This window comes from Rathayibacter sp. AY1C7 (genome assembly GCF_002931865.1).
Taxonomy (GTDB): domain Bacteria; phylum Actinomycetota; class Actinomycetes; order Actinomycetales; family Microbacteriaceae; genus Rathayibacter.
Window position 1 is genome coordinate 141,127 of the sequence record NZ_PSWB01000004.1, and the last position, 14,833, is coordinate 155,959.

Sequence of the window (14,833 nt, forward strand, 5' to 3'; positions counted from 1 at the left end):
ACGGTGCGGGACCCGCGGGCCAGGGTGGTCGCATGCCCGAACTCCCCGAGGTCCAGGCCCTCGCCTTCGATCTCGACGCGCGCCTGGGCGGACGCGTCCTCGAGCGGCTCGACGTGTTCGCGATCTCCGCCCTCAAGACCGTCGCCATCCCGCCGTCGGCTCTGTCCGGCGAGACCGTCCACGGAGTATCGCGGCACGGCAAGTTCCTCGACATCGCAGTCGGCGAGGCCCACGTCCTCCTGCACCTCGCCCGCGCCGGCTGGGTCCGCTGGCGGCCCGAGCGGCCGACGGCTCCGGCGAAGCCCGGCCGGGGCCCGCTCGCCGCTCGGCTGGTCCTCGACGACGGGTCGGGGTTCGACGTGACGGAGGCCGGCACCAAGAAGAGCCTCGCGCTCTCGATCGTCGCCGATCCGCTCGACGTCCCGGGCGTCGCCCGGCTGGGTCCCGATCCGCTGGACCCGGAGTTCACCGAGGAGATCCTCGGCGCGATCCTCGCCACGGCGGGCCGGGCGCAGGTGAAGGGCGTCCTCCGCGACCAGTCCCGCATCGCCGGCATCGGCAACGCCTACTCGGACGAGATCCTCCACGTGGCGCGCATGTCGCCCTTCAAGCCCGCCGCGCTCACCGCCGACGAGCTGGACCGCCTCTACGCGGCCCTCCGCTACACACTCGAGGAGGCGCTCGCCCGCGCCGAGGGCCTGCACGCGGCCGACCTCAAGCGCGAGAAGAAGCTCGGCATGCGCGTCCACGGCCGCACAGGAGAGGCGTGCCCCGTCTGCGGCGACACGATCCGCCAGGTGGTCTTCCACGACTCCACGCTCCAGTACTGCCCCACCTGCCAGACCGACGGCAGGATCCTCGCCGACCGGCTGCTGTCGCGGCTGATCAGATAGCGAGCCGGTCCCTGCCCGGCTCGCCGCGGTCGGCTCTCGGGGGTGGCTGGGTGGGTGGAGCGGGTCGCGTTCGCCTACAGCGATCCGCTGGTACGCGGATCACTGGTTCGGCTGTGCTTGTGGCGAGCCGGTCCGCGCCCGGCTCGCCGCGGTCGGCTTCCGGAGATGGCGGGGCGGGTGGAGCGGGTCGCGTCCGCCTACAGCGGTCCGCTGGCACGCGGATCACTGGTTCGGCTGTGCTTGTGGCGAGCCGGGCGCGGACCGGCTCTCGAATAGACTGGCCCCTGCCATCAGCGGCGCCCTCGGGGGCCGCACGCAACGAGATTTCCGAGGGAGCACCGTGTCCGGGCATTCCAAGTGGGCCACGACCAAGCACCAGAAGGCGATCAAGGACTCGCGCCGCGCGAAGTCCTTCGCCAAGCTGATCAAGAACATCGAGGTGGCCGCCAAGATCGGCGGCGCCGACCTCTCCGGCAACCCGACGCTCGTCGACGCCGTGCAGAAGGCGAAGAAGACCTCGGTGCCGAACGACAACATCGACCGCGCGATCAAGCGCGGCGCCGGCCTCACCGGCGAGGTCATCGACTACACGACGATCATGTACGAGGCCTACGGCCCCAACGGCATCGCCCTGCTCGTCGAGTGCCTCACCGACAACAAGAACCGCGCCGCGGCGGACGTCCGCACCGCGATGACCCGCAACGGCGGCACCATGGCCGACCCGGGCAGCGTCGCCTACAACTTCGCGCGCAAGGGCGTCATCTCCGTGCCCCACGGAGAGAGCGTCACCGAGGACGACGTGCTCGGCGCGGTCCTCGACTTCGGCGTCGACGACGTGCTCGACCACGGCGAGAGCTTCGAGGTCCGCGTCGAGCCGAGCGAGCTCGTCCCGGCCCGCTCGGCCCTGCAGGAGGCGGGCATCGACTACGACTCCGCCGACATCGAGTTCGTCGCCTCCCTCCAGGTCGAGGCCGACGCCGAGACGGCCCGCAAGGTCTTCCGCCTGATCGACGCGCTCGAGGACTCGGACGACGTGCAGAACGTCTACACCAACCTCGACATCACGGCAGAGGTGCGCGCCGAGCTCGAGAACGAGGAGTGACGCGGTGAGCCCGGCCCGATCCCGGAGGGCGGCCTGATGCGCGTCCTCGGGATCGACCCCGGGCTCACCCGCTGCGGCGTCGGCATCGTCGACGTCTCGCGCGACCGCCGCGCGACCCTCGTGCACGTGACGGTCCTCCGGACACCGCCCGACAACGCGCTGGAGCGCCGCCTGCTGGCCCTGGGCGACGGGCTCGAGGCGCTGCTCGACGAGCACCGCCCCGACGCCGTCGCGATCGAGCGGGTCTTCGCTCAGAACAACGTCAGCACCGTGATGGGCATCGCGCAGATCAGCGGCGTCGCCCTCGTAGCGGCGGCCCGGCGCGGGCTCCCGGTCGGGATGCACACGCCGAGCGAGGTGAAGGCCGCCGTCACCGGCTACGGAGCCGCGGACAAGCGCCAGGTCACCGCGATGATCCAGCGCGTCCTCCGGCTCGACGCCCCGCCGCGGCCGGCCGACGCGGCCGACGCCCTCGCCCTGGCCGTCTGCCACGCCTGGCGGGCCCCTCTCGCGCCCTCCTCCGGGTCGGCGGGAGCCGGTGCCGACGGAGCGGCGGGCGGCACAGCAGCGCAGCGGGCGTGGCGCGCCGCCGAGGCCGCGAGTCGAACGCCTGTTCGAGCATCTAGACTGACGCGGTGATCTCCTCCCTCCGCGGCACCGTCCTCTCCGCCCGCGGGAGTCTCGCCGTCCTCGACGTCCACGGCGTCGGCTACGCGGTGAACGTGACCCCGCAGCACGCGCTCGAGATGCGCGTCGGCGACGAGACCACGGTCAGCACCGTGCTCGTCGTCCGCGAGGACTCGCTCACCCTCTACGGCTTCCCCGACGAGGAGCAGCTCGAGATCTTCGAGCTGCTGATCGGCGTGACCGGTGTCGGCCCGAAGTCCGCCCTCGGCGTGCTCGGCGCGGTCGAGCCGGACCGGATCGCGCAGGCGGTCGCCGACGAGGACGACGGGGTGTTCCGGAAGGTCAGCGGCATCGGCCCGAAGACGGCCAAGCTGATCATCCTGTCCCTCGCCGGCAAGGTGACCGTCCGTCCGCGCGCCGCCCGCGGCTCCGGTCCCGCCGCCACCGCCGCGCAGAACGTGCTCGCGGCGCTCGTCGGCCTGGGCTGGCCCGAGCGCACCGCGGCCGATGTGGTCGACGAGATCCTGCTCGACGCGCAGGCCTCCGACGCCACGAACGTGCAGGCGCTGCTCCGGCTCGCCCTCGCCCGCCTCGGTCCGGCGGCCCGCTCGTGAGCGACGAGGTGCTGGGCGCCGAGGTCGCGTCGGAGGCCGAGGTCGCCTTCGAGGGCGCCCTGCGGCCCAGGAACCTCAGCGAGTTCGTCGGCCAGCGCAAGGTGCGCGGCCAGCTCGAGCTGCTGCTCAAGGCCGCGGCCATGCAGGGCCGGACCCCGGACCACATCCTGCTGGCGGGCCCGCCCGGTCTCGGCAAGACGACCCTCGCGATGATCGTGGCGGAGGAGAGCTCCTCGCCCCTGCGGCTCTCCAGCGGCCCCGCGATCCAGCACGCGGGCGACCTCGCCGCCGTCCTCTCCTCGCTGCTGCCCGGCGAGATCCTCTTCATCGACGAGATCCACCGCATGGCGCGCTCCGCGGAGGAGATGCTCTACCTCGCGATGGAGGACTTCCGGATCGACATCATGGTCGGCAAGGGGGCGGGAGCGACGTCCGTCCCGCTGGATCTCGCCCCGTTCACGCTCGTCGGCGCCACGACCCGCTCCGGCCTGCTGCCCAATCCGCTCCGCGACCGCTTCGGCTTCACCGCGCACCTCGAGTTCTACGCGGAGGACGAGCTGCGGCAGGTGCTCGCCCGGGCGGCACGGCTGCTCGAGCTCGACATCGACGCGGACGCGATCGCCGAGATCGCCGGCCGCTGCCGAGGCACCCCGCGCATCGCCAACCGCCTGCTCCGGCGGGTGCGGGACTTCGCCCTGGTCCACGGCGGACGGGCCGACGTGACCGCCGTCCGCGCGGCGCTGGAGCTCTACGACGTCGACGCGCTCGGACTCGACCGGCTCGACCGCGCGGTGATGGAGATCGTGCTGACCCGCTTCGACGGCGGGCCGGTCGGCCTGAACACCCTCGCCGTGTCGGTGGGGGAGGAGGCGGAGACGGTCGAGGCCGTCGTCGAGCCGTTCCTCGTGCGGATCGGATTGCTGACCCGGACGCCGCGCGGCCGCGTGGCGACCCCCGCCGCCTACCGCCACTTCGGCATCGACCCCCGGGGGACGGCGGCTCAGCCGCCCCTGTTCCCCGATGATCTATGATTCTCTAGGCCCGACGGGCCGCTCGATCCGCTCCGCCTCGACCTGAGGCCGCGCGGCGGATCGCCCATCCACTCCGGAAGGCCCACCCATGGATCCGACGATCATCCTGCTCGTCCTGCTGCTCGCCGTGATGATCATCTTCATGTTCCGCAACAACAAGAAGCGCCAGCGCGACGCGGAGAGCATGAAGAACAACCTCCAGCCGGGGGTGGAGCTCATGACCGGCTCCGGCCTCTTCGGCACCGTCGTGTCGATCGACGACGAGGCGAACAAGATCGTCATCGAGTCGACCCCCGGCACGCTGCTGACCATCCACCGTCAGGCGATCGCCCGCCTCATCGACCCGAGCGAGAACGCCGTCGCCGCCGACACCGAGGACGAGGCCGACCCGCTGACCGCGACCGGCTCGCCCGAGTTCGGCGAGCGCGACTCCGCGCACCGCGACCCGCTGGTGGACCCGGTCGAGCGCGACCGCCGCCCCGACGCGCAGTAGTCTCCTGGGCGGGCCGGGCGCATCGGCGCCCGCCCGCCCTTCTCCACGCCCGGGCGACCCCGGGCCGATCACCGTCGACCGAAGAGAAAGCTGAGCCCTGGGTGGCCGCATCAACCCCCGTCCGGAAGGCCCGCCGCTCCCTGAGCTGGCTCGGTGTCCTGATCCTCGCTCTCGTCGGACTCAACACGGCGGCCGTCCTCTGGGGCGGCGGCTCCTGGACGCCGAAGCTCGCCCTCGACCTCGAGGGCGGCACGCAGATCGTCCTGCAGCCGCAGCTGAACGACGGCGACACCGTCTCGTCGGAGCAGCTGACGCAGGCCGTCTCGATCATCCGCCAGCGCATCGACGCGTCCGGCGTCTCCGAGGCCGAGATCACGACCCAGGGCTCGAGCAACATCGTCGTCTCGATCCCCGGCACGCCCGACGACGAGACGCTCCAGCGCATCGAGGCCTCGGCGAAGCTCGACTTCCGCCCGGTCCTCGTCGCGAGCCAGGCCACCAACAGCTCGGTCGGCGGCGACGCGACGTCCTCGCCCACGCCGACACCCGTCGACCCGTCGCTCTCGACGGAGCCGACCGCCTCGCCGACGAACGCGAGCGACCTCGCCTACCTCACGCCGGCGCTCGAGGCCCAGTACACCTCGTTCGACTGCGCGTACCTCAACGGCCAGGACCCGAACCTCGCCCCGGCCGACCAGCCGCTCATCACCTGCGACGACAGCGGGACGGTGAAATACGTCCTCGGCCCGGTGGAGATCACCGGCGAGGACATCTCGGACGCCTCGAACGGCCTGATGACGACTTCCTCCGGTGCCAGCACCGGCACCTGGGCCGTCAACCTCTCGTTCGACGACCAGGGCACGCAGGCCTTCGGCGCCACGACCTCGCGCCTCGTGGCGCTGCAGGGTGCGCAGAACCAGTTCGCGATCGTCCTCGACGGCCGGGTCATCTCGGCCCCGTCGACGAACGCCGCCATCACGGACGGCAACGCGCAGATCTCGGGCTCCTTCACGCAGGAGTCGTCGAAGACGCTCGCCGACCAGCTCAAGTACGGCGCGCTGCCGATCGGCTTCCAGGTCCAGAGCTCGGACAGCATCTCGGCGACGCTCGGCTCCGCCCAGCTCGCCAGCGGCCTGCTCGCCGGCCTCATCGGCCTGATCCTCGTCATCGTCTACTCCATCGCGCAGTACCGCGTGCTCGGAGCCGTCACGATCGCCTCGCTGCTCGTCGCGGCGATCGTCACCTACCTCGTCGTCACGCTGCTGTCCTGGCGGGAGGGACTGCGCCTCTCGCTCGCAGGAGTCGCGGGTCTCATCGTCGCGATCGGCATCACGGCCGACTCGTTCATCGTGTACTTCGAGCGCATCCGCGACGAGCTCCGCGACGGACGCGGCCTCGAGTCCGCCGTCGAGTCCGGCTGGCGGCGCGCGCTGCGCACGATCTTCGCGTCCGACATGGTGAACCTGCTCGCCGCGGTGGTCCTCTTCCTCCTCGCCGTCGGCAGTGTCCGCGGCTTCGCGCTCACCCTCGGGATCACGACGATCATCGACCTGATCGTGGTGGCGCTGTTCACCCACCCGATCCTGCAGCTGATGGCCACGAGACCGTTCTTCGCCGAGGGGCACAAGGCCTCGGGCCTGGATCCCCGGGCGCTCGGGGCCGTCTACCGCGGCCGAGCCGCCTTCCGTCCGCAGGACCAGGTGGTCGCCGGCAAGCGCGCCTCCGCGTCCCGTGAGGCGGCCAAGCGCCAGACCATCGCCGAGCGGAAGGCCGCCGAGGCGGCCGGCCTGCGCGACTCCAACGACTCGAACGGGAAGGACGCGTGATGGCCAGCTTCTCGCAGTTCGGAAACGACCTCTACACCGGTGCGCGATCGATCGACTTCGTCGGCCGGCGCCGCACGTGGTACCTCGTCTCGCTCGCCCTGATCCTGATCACGCTGCTCGGGACGGTCGCCCGCGGCGGCTTCAACTTCGGCATCGAGTTCACCGGCGGCTCGCAGTTCACGGTGTCCTCGCCGTCGAGTCTCGAGCAGGCGACGGCGACGGACGCGGTGACCTCGGTCGCTCCCGAGACCGTGCCGCGCGTGTCCATCGTCGGCGACGACTCCATCCGCGTGCAGACCGGGCAGCTCTCGACCGACGAGTCGACCGCGGTGCGGAACGCCCTGTCGGAGGCGTACGACGTGCCCACCGACCAGGTCGCCTCCTCCTTCATCGGAGCGGCGTGGGGCAACGACGTGACCCAGCAGGCCCTGCGCGGCCTGGTGATCTTCGTGGTCCTCGCGGCCCTGGCCATGTGGGCGTACTTCCGCACCTGGAAGATGTCGCTCGCGGCGATCGTCGCGCTCCTGCACGACCTCGTGATCGTGGCGGGCGTCTACGGCATCACCGGCACCGAGGTGTCGCCGGCGGCGGTGATCGGACTGCTGACGATCCTCGGCTACTCGCTCTACGACACGGTCGTGGTCTTCGACAAGATCCGCGAGAACACCGTGGAGGCGCTCGGCAGCACGACCCGCACCTTCTCCGAGACGGTGAACCTGGCCGAGAACCAGACTCTCGTGCGCTCCATCAACACCTCGATCGTCGCCGCCCTCCCGGTGGCCGCGATCCTCGTGATCGGTGCGTTCGTCCTCGGCGCGGGCACGCTCCGCGACATCTCGCTCGCCCTGCTGATCGGCATCATCGTCGGCACGTACTCGACGATCTTCGTCGCGGCGCCGCTGTACGCCCAGCTGCGCAGCCGGGAGCCCGAGATCTCCAAGCACGACAAGCGCGTGGAGTCGGCCCGGGCGAAGGCGACCGCTCCGGCCGCGCCGGCCGTGCAGGGCTGAGCCGTGGCCGACTACGCACAGGTCACCGCGGGCGACGCCGTCGGACTCGTCGCGCGCGACGAGGTCTGGCTGCTCGACGTCCGGGAGCCGCACGAGTGGGCGGCGGGGCACGCTCCGGCCGCCCACCACATCCCGATGGGGGAGATCGGCGCCCGGCAGGACGAGCTCCCCGCCGACACGGCGATCCTGGTGGTCTGCCACTCCGGAGTCCGCTCCGCGATGGTGACGCAGGCCCTCGAGGGCGCCGGATACGAGGTCGCCAACGTCGACGCCGGCATGACCGCCTGGGCCGCGGCGGGCGGCGACGTGGTCGACGGCGAGGGGCGCCCCGGACGCATCGGCTGACGCAGGCGCCGTCCGCCCCGGGCGGAACGGTCGTCGGCACCGTCCGCACGGGCGATAATGGGGCGATGGAGATCCTCGCGTGACGGAAACGACGACGACGTCCTCGACCGCTGCCCTGCGCAGACTGGTCCCGCGGATCTTCTCGCGTGCGCAGCCCTCCGGTGCTGTCGACACCCTCGTCCGCACCGTCCGGATGCACCATCCCAAGAGCGACATCGCGCTGATCGAGCGCGCGTACTCGGTCGCGGAGCGGGCGCACGCGAACCAGAAGCGCCGCAGCGGCGAGCCCTACATCACGCATCCGCTGGCCGTCGCGCAGATCCTCGCCGACCTCGGCATCGGCTCGAAGACGATCGCCGCCGCGCTGCTGCACGACACCGTCGAGGACACCGACTACCAGCTCGACGAGCTCCGCGCGGACTTCGGCGACGAGGTCGCGATGCTCGTCGACGGCGTCACCAAGCTCGACAAGGTCAAGTACGGCGACAGCGCGCAGGCCGAGACCGTCCGCAAGATGATCGTGGCGATGTCGAAGGACATCCGCGTCCTGATCATCAAGCTCGCCGACCGCCTTCACAACGCGCGGACCTGGGGCTTCGTCCCCGCCGAGTCCGCGGCCCGCAAGGCCACCGAGACCCTCGAGATCTATGCGCCGCTGGCGCACCGCCTCGGCATCCAGGCGATCAAGTGGGAGCTCGAGGACCTGTCCTTCGCGGTGCTCTACCCCAAGATCTACAACGAGATCGAGAGCCTGGTGAAGCGGCGGACGCCGCAGCGCGAGGAGTTCGTGCAGAACGTCATCGACCTGATCAGCGAGGACCTGCGGGCCGGGCGGATCCGCGGTCGTGTCGTCGGCCGGCCGAAGCAGTACTACTCGATCTACCAGAAGATGGTCGTCCGCGGTCGCGAGTTCGACGAGATCTACGACCTGGTCGGCATCCGCGTCCTCGTGAACTCGGTGCGCGACTGCTACGCCGTGCTCGGCTCGATCCACGCCCGCTGGACGCCGATGCCGGGCCGGTTCAAGGACTACATCGCCACTCCGAAGTTCAACCTCTACCAGTCGCTGCACACGACGGTCGTCGGGCCGAAGGGGCGTGCGGTCGAGATCCAGATCCGCACCAACGAGATGCACCAGCACGCGGAGTTCGGCATCGCGGCGCACTGGAAGTACAAGGAGCAGATGGCCACCGGCAAGGTGCCCACCTCCGGATCGAACGACACCGACCTCGCCTGGCTCGCGCACCTCTCGGACTGGCAGTCGGAGACCACAGACCCGAACGAGTTCCTCGACTCCCTCCGCTTCGAGATCGGCGCCAAGGAGGTCTACGTCTTCACCCCGAAGGGACGCGTGATCGGCCTGCCGACCGGTGCGACCCCGGTCGACTTCGCCTACGCGGTGCACACCGAGGTCGGGCATCGGACGATGGGCGCCAAGGTCAACGGGCGCCTCGTGCCGCTCGAGTCGGCTCTGACGACGGGCGACGTGGTCGAGGTCTTCACCTCGAAGAACCCCGACTCGGGACCGAGCCAGGACTGGCTCCACTTCGTGCAGAGCCCCCGGGCACGCAACAAGATCCGGCAGTGGTTCACCAAGGAGCGGCGCGACGAGGCGATCGAGCAGGGCAAGGACTCCATCGCCCGGGCGATGCGGAAGCAGAACCTGCCGCTGCAGAAGCTGATGAGCCAGGACACTTTCACCGAGGTGGCCAGCCAGCTGCGCTACAACGACGTCGAGGCGCTCTACGCGGCCGTCGGCGAGGGCCACGTCTCGACCCAGTCGGTGCTCGAGAAGGTCGTCTCCTCCATCCAGGGCGATCCGGAGTCGGACGAGAACGAGGTCACCCTCCCGCGCTCGCCCCGGCCGCGGAGCCGGAGCAGCGAGTCGGGCGTCCTCGTGAAGGGCGCGCCGGACATCCTGGTGAAGCTCGCGAAGTGCTGCACCCCGGTTCCGGGCGATCAGATCGTCGGATTCGTGACGCGGGGAGCCGGCGTCTCCGTGCACCAGGCGAACTGCCACAACGTGCAGGAGCTGCTGAAGGAGCCGGAGCGGATCGTCGACGTCGAGTGGGCGCCGTCCTCCAAGAGCATCTTCCTCGTGCAGATCCAGGTCGAGGCGCTGGACCGCTCGGGCCTGCTGAGCGACGTGACGCGCGTGCTCTCGGAGCACCACGTCAACATCCTCTCGGCGACGGTCTCGACCTCGAGCGACCGGCTGGCGATCAGCCGGTTCGTCTTCGAGATGGGCGACACCACCCACCTGGACCGCGTGCTGAACGCCGTGCGCCGGATCGACGCCGTCTACGACGTCTACCGGGTGAACGCGGGCTGATCCCCGGGCGGCGCCTCGCCGAGCGCCGCCCGCAGCCGTCGTCCGACGATCCTCCGTCCGGCGACGGCGCTGCCCTCCTCCAGCCTCGCGAGGACGGCGTCGAGGCCGGTCCGGGTGCTCCGAGAGAGCGCTCGGAGGATCGCGCCCGCGTCCTCCGTCCGGGCGAGGTCGATCAGCGTGCGAGCAGGTGACGTGACCGGCGCGCCGCCGAGGAGGACGACGTCGTCCTCGTCGAGCAGGACCTCGTGGCAGCGCAGGCGGGGGTTCGACGGCGCCTGTCGGCGCTTCCGCCGGTCGATCGAGGCGCTGTGCACCGGCGGCGGGCCGTGCGTCGCCCCGTGCACCCATGCGGCGGAGAGACGATCGGCGACGGCGCCGCGGGGGAGCAACGAGCGCAGGGAGGCGGCCCGCTCGGACGCCCCCAGGGGCAGGTCCGCGACGAGGAAGCCCTCGTCGAGCGCGACCAGCTCGCCGTCGAGGCGGGCGGCGCACAGCTCCGCGAGAGGGAGGTGCCCGGGGAGGAGCACGGAGGGGAGGCGCATCCGGCCATGCTGGCCGATGCGCCTCCCCTCCGGAGCGTCGCGAGCGGATCTGTGGAGGGATCCGCCGGCGCGGGTCTAGCCGATCGCGTCGAGCCAGACCTTGCGGGCGTCGAGCGCCTCCTGAGCCTGGGCGATCGCGTCGCGGTCGCCGCGCGCCTTCGCCTCGTCGAGCTCGTCCTGGAGCTTCTGGATCGCGGCGGTCAGCTGCGAGGCGAGACCCTCGGAGCGGGCCTTGCGCTCCGGGTTGCTGCGGTTCCAGTGCTCCTCGTCGAGCTTGCGGACGTGCGCCTCGACCTTGCGGAGGCGGTCCTCGACGGTGCGCACCTGCTCGCGCGGCACGCGGCCGACGGCGTCCCAGCGCTCCTGGATCGAGAGCAGCACCCGCTTGGCCTTCTCGCGGTCCTGCTCCTGCAGGAGCGGCTCCGCCTCCTCGAGGAGGGCGAGCTTGAGGTCGAGGTTCTCGGTGTACTCGACGCTCTCCTGCGCGACGATCTCGGCCTTGGCGCCGTAGATCGCGTCGCCGGCGGCCTTGAAGCGCGCCCAGAGCGCGTCGTCGAACCGCTTGCCGGCACGGCCGGCGACCCGCCAGCGCTCCAGGAGCGCGCGGTAGTCCGGGATGGCATCGGCGCCCTGCGGCACCAGCGCCTCGGCCTGGTCGATGAGCGCCTGCTTGGCCTGCTTGGCCTCGCGGTGCGCGGAGTCGAGGTCGGCGAAGAACGCCTTGCGGTTCTGCTCGATCGTGGTGCGCGCTCCGCGGAACCGGCGCCACAGCTCGTTCGCGTCGTTCTTGGGAAGGCGCGGGCCCTGCTGCTGGTGGTTCTGCCAGCGGGCGAAGAGGTCGTCGATCGCGGCGCTGGCCTGCTTCCACTGCGTCTTCGCCGGGTCGACCGCCGCCAGGGCCTCGGCCTCGGCGACGATGGCCTCGCGGTGGGCGAGGGCCTCGGACAGCGCGGCCTTCGACTCGGCCGCCTGCTGCTCGGTCAGATCCTCGACGGAGCCGCTCAGCGCGTCGACCCGGGTCTGCAGCGACTCGAGGTCGCCGACGGCGTTCGCCTGCGCGATGGCCGCGGACAGCGACTGCACCGTGCGGGCGACGTCTCCGGCGGGCGCGCCCCGCTTGGCGCGCTGCTCGAGCAGGGAGACCTGCCCGGCGAGCTCCGTGTACTTGCGCTCGTAGTAGGCGAGCGCCTCCTCGGGAGTCGCATCGGGGTACTGGCCGACCTCTCGCTCCCCGTCGCCGACGCGGACGTAGACCGTCCCGTCGTCGCCGACCCGTCCCCACGGCTGCTGGTCACTCATCGCTCGGAGCCTCACCTTGCTGTTCGATGTCGTGCTTCTCGGTGCCCGTCGCGTCGTCGGCCGGTGGGGCTCGACGGCCGGAGGGCCGAAGACCGCGCTCGGCCGCGAACGGGCAGTGACGACAAGCCTATTGCACTCCCCGCGCGGGCGGACCGTGACGACGCCGCGGGTGCGGCTACTGGACGGAGACGGAGGTGATGGTCACGGGCTCGGCGGGGGCGCCGTCACCCGATCCGTCGGCCGTGCCCTTCGACACGACGTCGCTGACGAGGGCGTCGAGTCCCGAGGTGACCTGCCCGAGCACGGTGTACCCGCCGGCCGCGTCGGCGGGCAGGGTCGTGTCCTGGTAGACGACGAAGAACTGGCTTCCCTGGCTGTAGCCGTTGCCGCCCTGGCGGGCCATCGCGATGGTCCCGGCCGGGTAGACGCCGTCCTCGGGCGCGTTCTCGACGGGACCGTAGCTGTAGCCGGGGCCGCCGGTGCCGTCGCCGTCCGGGTCGCCGCACTGGAGGACGTAGAGGCCCTCCGTGGTGAGGCGGTGGCAGGAGACGCCGTCGTAGAAGCCGGACTGCGTCAGCGAGATGAAGGAGGACACCGCCTGCGGGGCGGCGGCGCCGGCGAGCGTGATGCCCAGCGGGTCCTCGCCGATCGTGAGCGTGCCCGTCCAGTCGCGGCCCTCGGCGATGTCGGAGGAGGGGACGTCGCCGGTGTTCGCCCCCGTCGCCTCGGGCGTCGGGGTCGCGGAGGAGGAGGAGGTCGGCTCGGCGACCGGGGTGCCGGGGCCGCCGGAGAAGTAGAGGATCTGGGCGACGACCGCGAGCCCGATCACGACGACGGCGGCGATCGCCGCGATCACGTTGTCGCGCACGCGCCGCTTCTGCCTCGAGCGGTGGAGGCTCTGACGGGCCTGGTAGGCCCGGAGCCGGGTGCGCGCCTCGCGGTCGTTCGACTTGCCCTGGGCCACGTGTTCCTCCGACGTCCTCGTCCGCGCGGCTTCGGCGCGGCGGCCCGCGCACGCAGGCCGCGTCGAGCCTACGAGAACCGCCGGAGGCGCGACAAACGCCGCTCCGTCGCGCCGGGCAGTCGGGCCGGGGCTCTGTCGGAGGCCGTCGTTACGCTGGGGGCATGACCATGCAGCAGGCCGGACTCCGCTCCGGGGCGACTCCGCTCGCCGTGCGGATGCGGCCGCGCAGCCTCGAGGAGGTCGCCGGCCAGCGCCACCTCCTGACGCCCGGCTCGCCCCTGGTCGCCCTCGCCGCCGACACCACGGGGGAGCGGGGAGCGGTGTCCGTGATCCTCTGGGGCCCTCCCGGCACGGGCAAGACCACGCTCGCGCAGGCGGTGGCCCACTCCAGCGGCCGCCGCTTCGTCGAGCTCTCCGCCGTCACGGCGGGCGTGAAGGACGTGCGGCAGGTGATGGAGGAGGCGCTCTCCACCCGCGACCTCTACGGCACGTCCACCGTGCTCTTCCTCGACGAGATCCACCGCTTCACCAAGGCCCAGCAGGACGCGCTGCTGCCCGGGGTCGAGAACGGGTGGGTCATCCTCATCGCGGCCACGACCGAGAACCCCTCGTTCTCGGTGATCGCGCCGCTGCTCTCGCGCTCGCTCCTGCTGACCCTCGAGCCGCTCAGCGACGACGACCTGGGCGTCCTGGTCGACCGCGCCCTGCACGACGAGCGGGGTCTGCGCGACTCGGTGACGCTGGAGGAGGAGGCCCGGGCGAGCATCGTGCGGCTCGCCTCCGGAGACGCCCGGCGGGCGCTGACCGCGCTCGAGGCCGCCGCCACCTCCGCCCGCTCGGAGGCCCGCGAGGCCGACCGGGTCGCCCGCGCCGCCGCCGCGGAGGACCCGGACGAGGAGGACGAGGACGACGAGGGCGCTCCCGTCGAGGCCGCCGCCGAGGAGCCCGCGCTCCCCGTGATCACGACCGAGGTCGTCGCGCGCGCCGTCGACCGCGCCCTGCTGCGCTACGACCGCAACGGCGACGAGCACTACGACGTCATCAGCGCCTTCATCAAGTCCATCCGGGGCTCGGACGTCGACGCGGCGCTGCACTACCTGGCCCGGATGATCGAGGCGGGGGAGGATCCGCGGTTCATCGCCCGCCGCATCATCGTCTCCGCGTCCGAGGACATCGGCATGGCCGACCCGCAGGCGCTCGTCGTCGCGATCGCCGCGGCCGACGCCGTGCAGTTCATCGGCATGCCGGAGGGGCGCATCCCGCTCGCCCAGGCGGTCGTGCACCTGGCGACCGCCCCGAAGTCGAACGCGTCCTACTCCGCCATCGACGCGGCCATCGCGGACGTGCGCGCGGGCCGCGCGGGCCGGGTGCCGGCGCACCTGCGCGACGCGCACTACCCCGGCGCCAAGAAGCTCGGCCACGGGAAGGGCTACCGGTACCCGCACGACGCCGACCTCGGCGTCCTCGAGCAGCAGTACCTCCCGGACCCGCTCCAGGGCGCGCGGTACTACCGGCCCACCGAGCACGGCAACGAGCGCGACGTCTCCGCACGACTGGCGAAGCTCCTGCGCATCATCCGCGGCGACCGGGGCTGACCGCGCCGACCGCGAACTCGCGCGACCCGCACGGGAGGCCGTGGCCTGATAGTCTTGCGAGGTTGCCCACCGCTCTGTAGCCGAGCGGAGCAGCGCATCCCTCTGAATCGCGCAGCCCGCCACTGCGGTCACCCTTCCCCCGCACCCGCGGAGGACACGA

The 14,833-nt window shown here is 71.8% G+C and carries 14 protein-coding genes; 11 read left to right on the forward strand and 3 right to left on the reverse strand.

Going from position 1 to position 14,833, the window contains the following annotated elements:
- Positions 1–32: 32 nt before the first annotated feature.
- From C5C69_RS03620 to C5C69_RS03665, 10 genes are all read left to right on the forward strand, one after another.
- Positions 33–893: an Fpg/Nei family DNA glycosylase gene (locus C5C69_RS03620; RefSeq protein ID WP_104257324.1), complete on the forward strand. Its 861-nt coding sequence runs from the start codon at positions 33–35 to the stop codon at positions 891–893.
- A gap of 340 nt (positions 894–1,233) precedes the next feature.
- On the forward strand, positions 1,234–1,995 hold the full coding sequence (locus C5C69_RS03625; protein ID WP_104224772.1) for a YebC/PmpR family DNA-binding transcriptional regulator: 762 nt from the start codon (positions 1,234–1,236) through the stop codon (positions 1,993–1,995).
- Between the two features lie 36 nt (positions 1,996–2,031).
- Positions 2,032–2,634, forward strand: coding sequence for a crossover junction endodeoxyribonuclease RuvC (gene ruvC, locus C5C69_RS03630; protein WP_104257325.1), 603 nt, complete (start codon positions 2,032–2,034; stop codon positions 2,632–2,634).
- Positions 2,631–3,236, forward strand: a complete 606-nt coding sequence (gene ruvA, locus C5C69_RS03635; protein ID WP_104257326.1) for a Holliday junction branch migration protein RuvA — start codon at positions 2,631–2,633, stop codon at positions 3,234–3,236. The genes ruvC and ruvA overlap by 4 nt, the downstream gene beginning before the upstream one ends.
- Positions 3,233–4,267 carry a Holliday junction branch migration DNA helicase RuvB gene (gene ruvB, locus C5C69_RS03640; protein WP_104224769.1) on the forward strand — a complete coding sequence of 345 codons (1,035 nt, stop codon included), beginning with the start codon at positions 3,233–3,235 and terminating at the stop codon, positions 4,265–4,267. Before ruvA ends, ruvB begins: the two co-directional genes overlap by 4 nt.
- 88 nt (positions 4,268–4,355) lie before the next feature.
- Positions 4,356–4,760 carry a preprotein translocase subunit YajC gene (gene yajC / locus C5C69_RS03645; RefSeq protein WP_104257327.1) on the forward strand — a complete coding sequence of 135 codons (405 nt, stop codon included), beginning with the start codon at positions 4,356–4,358 and terminating at the stop codon, positions 4,758–4,760.
- A gap of 101 nt (positions 4,761–4,861) precedes the next feature.
- A complete protein-coding gene (gene secD, locus C5C69_RS03650) occupies positions 4,862–6,586 on the forward strand; it encodes a protein translocase subunit SecD (protein WP_104257328.1) in 1,725 nt (574 codons plus the stop codon).
- On the forward strand, positions 6,586–7,596 hold the full coding sequence (secF, locus tag C5C69_RS03655; RefSeq protein ID WP_104233316.1) for a protein translocase subunit SecF: 1,011 nt from the start codon (positions 6,586–6,588) through the stop codon (positions 7,594–7,596). Before secD ends, secF begins: the two co-directional genes overlap by 1 nt.
- Before the next feature lie 3 nt (positions 7,597–7,599).
- On the forward strand, positions 7,600–7,941 hold the full coding sequence (locus tag C5C69_RS03660) for a rhodanese-like domain-containing protein (protein WP_104257329.1): 342 nt from the start codon (positions 7,600–7,602) through the stop codon (positions 7,939–7,941).
- Between the two features lie 79 nt (positions 7,942–8,020).
- Positions 8,021–10,273: a bifunctional (p)ppGpp synthetase/guanosine-3',5'-bis(diphosphate) 3'-pyrophosphohydrolase gene (locus tag C5C69_RS03665; protein WP_104225334.1), complete on the forward strand. Its 2,253-nt coding sequence runs from the start codon at positions 8,021–8,023 to the stop codon at positions 10,271–10,273.
- On the opposite strand, the gene C5C69_RS03670 is transcribed toward C5C69_RS03665, so the two are convergent.
- The 3 genes from C5C69_RS03670 to C5C69_RS03680 all read right to left on the reverse strand — a co-directional run bounded on the left by C5C69_RS03670 (position 10,252) and on the right by C5C69_RS03680 (position 13,078).
- Complete coding sequence (locus tag C5C69_RS03670; protein ID WP_104225333.1) at positions 10,252–10,815, reverse strand: type IV toxin-antitoxin system AbiEi family antitoxin; 564 nt, start codon at positions 10,813–10,815, stop codon at positions 10,252–10,254. The two genes, C5C69_RS03665 and C5C69_RS03670, sit on opposite strands and share 22 nt — an antisense overlap.
- Positions 10,816–10,890: 75 nt before the next feature.
- Positions 10,891–12,114: a DUF349 domain-containing protein gene (locus tag C5C69_RS03675; protein ID WP_104233314.1), complete on the reverse strand. Its 1,224-nt coding sequence runs from the start codon at positions 12,112–12,114 to the stop codon at positions 10,891–10,893.
- 175 nt (positions 12,115–12,289) lie between these two features.
- Positions 12,290–13,078 (reverse strand): peptidylprolyl isomerase, encoded by a 789-nt coding sequence (locus C5C69_RS03680; protein WP_104233313.1) that lies wholly within the window; start codon positions 13,076–13,078, stop codon positions 12,290–12,292.
- A gap of 161 nt (positions 13,079–13,239) precedes the next feature.
- Between C5C69_RS03680 and C5C69_RS03685 the strand changes: the two genes are divergently transcribed.
- Positions 13,240–14,673, forward strand: coding sequence for a replication-associated recombination protein A (locus tag C5C69_RS03685; RefSeq protein WP_104225330.1), 1,434 nt, complete (start codon positions 13,240–13,242; stop codon positions 14,671–14,673).
- The last annotated feature ends 160 nt before the right edge of the window (positions 14,674–14,833 follow it).

Bases quoted from the DNA above. Each gene is read 5' to 3' on its own strand.
- C5C69_RS03620 (WP_104257324.1), top strand. From the start codon at position 33: ATGCCCGAACTCCCCGAGGTCCAGGCCCTCGCCTTCGATCTCGACGCG.
- ruvC (WP_104257325.1), top strand. From the start codon at position 2,032: ATGCGCGTCCTCGGGATCGACCCCGGGCTCACCCGCTGCGGCGTCGGC.
- yajC (WP_104257327.1), top strand. From the start codon at position 4,356: ATGGATCCGACGATCATCCTGCTCGTCCTGCTGCTCGCCGTGATGATC.
- secF (WP_104233316.1), top strand. From the start codon at position 6,586: ATGGCCAGCTTCTCGCAGTTCGGAAACGACCTCTACACCGGTGCGCGA.
- C5C69_RS03670 (WP_104225333.1), bottom strand. From the start codon at position 10,815: ATGCGCCTCCCCTCCGTGCTCCTCCCCGGGCACCTCCCTCTCGCGGAG.
- C5C69_RS03675 (WP_104233314.1), bottom strand. From the start codon at position 12,114: ATGAGTGACCAGCAGCCGTGGGGACGGGTCGGCGACGACGGGACGGTC.
- C5C69_RS03685 (WP_104225330.1), top strand. From the start codon at position 13,240: ATGACCATGCAGCAGGCCGGACTCCGCTCCGGGGCGACTCCGCTCGCC.